This window comes from Actinomyces polynesiensis (genome assembly GCF_000820725.1).
Classification (GTDB): domain Bacteria; phylum Actinomycetota; class Actinomycetes; order Actinomycetales; family Actinomycetaceae; genus Pauljensenia; species Pauljensenia polynesiensis.
The window spans coordinates 1-1,538 of sequence record NZ_CCXH01000064.1; the positions used below are offsets into that span (position 1 = coordinate 1).

1 protein-coding gene is annotated in these 1,538 nt (G+C 69.4%); it reads right to left on the minus strand.

Annotation, left to right across the window (positions count from 1 at the left end):
• Window positions 1-175 precede the first annotated feature (175 nt).
• Window positions 176-1,538 (minus strand): ferrous iron transporter B (locus TA90_RS02235; protein WP_043534398.1); only part of this gene is annotated, 1,363 nt, incomplete at its 5' end.

Sequence of the window (1,538 nt, forward strand, 5' to 3'; positions counted from 1 at the left end):
ACGGAGGGGGTCCTGGCCGGACTCCCCGGGGCTGCACCGGCCGACGCCCCGCGCGGAACCACCGCGTCCGAGGTCCCGCGCCGGGCCACCGTGCCAGAGCTCCCGCGTACGGCCGCGGCGACCCCCACGGCCGGCGCGTGCGCACGGCCCCGGAGACGCTCCGCCAGGCCTGTCCTCACAGGAAGAGCCTCCCGATCTGGAAGATCGCGGTGGCGAGCACCCAGGCGGCGGCCAACTGGACCGCCACGGCCGTGGCCGTGCGGCGGCCACCGATCTGACGGGCCTGCTCGGCGACCGTGGCGAGGCAGGGGGTGTAGGTGAGGACGAAGACCAGGAAGGCGAACGCGGCGAGGGGCGCCGCGTCACCCGCGGACTTCTCGAAGGAGCCTCGCACCAGGTCGGGCAGGGACCCGAGGTCGGTCCCGCCGTCCTCCGCGTCCCCACCCTGGGTCTCCGGGTCCATGTTGTAGGAGGTGACGATCGAGGAGATCACCGTCTCCTTCGCGATGAAGCCGGTCATCAGGGCACCCGTCATGTGCCACTCACCGAAACCGGTGGGCTCGAAGACGGGGACCAGCACCTGTGCGGTGCGACCGTAGAGCGAGTCCTCCATCGGCAGCTCCGGGTCGGCGAAGGAGTGCCCTGCGGCCACCGGGATCGCCGACATGAACCACACGACCAGCGTCATCGTCACGATGATCTTGCCCGCGCCCTTGACGAAGGACCAGGACCTCAGCGCCGTGGACTTCAGGGTCACGACCACGCGCGGCATCTGGTAGGAGGGCAGGACCAGCATCAGCGGGGCGTTGGAGGACTCCCGGTTGATGAAGGGACGCAGCACCAGGGCACCCACGACCACCATCACCAGGGAGAGCAGGTAGAGGCCGAAGACGACCGTCCCGGTGTTCGAGGGGAAGAAGATGCGGGCGATCATCAGGTAGATCGTCAGGCGTGCGGCGCAGGAGGTGTAGGGGATGATCAGCGAGGTCACCAGCCGCTGCTTGGCGTTGGGCAGCGTGCGCGTCGCGGCGAGTGAGGGCAGGTTGCACCCGAAGCCCATGATCAGCGGCAGGATGACTCGCCCGTCCAGGCCGATCGAGCGCATGACCCGGTCCCCGAGGAAGGCGGCCCGCGCCATGTATCCGGAGTCCTCCAGGATCGAGATCATCAGGAAGATCACGAACATCAGGGGCAGGAACGAGGCGACCACGCCGAGGCCGGTGCACAGGCCCCCGACCAGGAGTCCGTGGACCCAGCTGTCCCCCAGCCCCACGGCACCCAGCAGCGCGTCGAGGCCGTTGGCCAGTGAGAAGGCGCCCTCGTCCTGGGAGGAGAAGATCCCGTCGAAGAAGTCCTGGACGGGCCCGACCCACTCCCCGGCGATCTTGAAGAGGAGCCACATCAGGGCGAAGAAGACCGGGATTCCGACCAGGGGGTGCAGGAGCAGACGGTCGATGCGGTCCGAGCGAGACAGCTTGGCGGCGTCCTCGCGCGCGTTGTGGGTCGCGGCCTCCACGCCGTCGACCCACGCGAAGATG